Consider the following 576-nt stretch of genomic DNA (forward strand, 5'->3'; position numbering starts at 1 on the left):
CATCGCCATCAGTTGTGTTATAATACTGATGTGGGTCGGGTTGTGACGTTCCTGCGTCATGAGCCTTCTCCTAACCTATCGGGCTTCTTCGATGTAATCCGCCAAGATATCCATCGATTTAACCTCGACTCACATTCTACCATAAAAATCAGATTATCAAGAACCATCCCACACAGATGGCCTACGGCCACACTACGTGGCTCCCGCTCTGCGCTCGCTCTGTGATGCAGGACACAGCAAATCTGAGCTAATTATCTGCTCATGAAGCGAAGCAGTTTGAGCTATCTTTTTAATACTGATTTAGCCTTTAGCATGGAGGTCGAAACCCCAATGCTAGACCCCGGACCTTCGGGGTCGTCGCTCTAGGCAATAGAGCGATCAGAACCCTTTTGAGGCTTCGCCTTAGGTTCCCACGTCGCCTGGAATGACTCAAGCCACTCCTTCGCAATCCTATCGCAATCACGCATTAAATCATCCAACGTGTAGACAGTCTTAATGAACGGAACAGGATTAATTCCATGCGAATCCAAAGAATCAAAAACTAAACCAAGATAAGTTTCAAGCTGTTCATTCTTC

General features: G+C 46.7%; 1 protein-coding gene. It reads right to left on the reverse strand.

Annotation, left to right across the window (positions count from 1 at the left end):
• Positions 1–362: 362 nt before the first annotated feature.
• On the reverse strand, positions 363–576 hold a 214-nt coding region (locus KP705_RS16350; RefSeq protein WP_215765011.1), incomplete at its 5' end, for a hypothetical protein.

The organism is Gluconobacter sp. P1D12_c (assembly GCF_018812105.1).
GTDB lineage: Bacteria > Pseudomonadota > Alphaproteobacteria > Acetobacterales > Acetobacteraceae > Gluconobacter > Gluconobacter oxydans_A.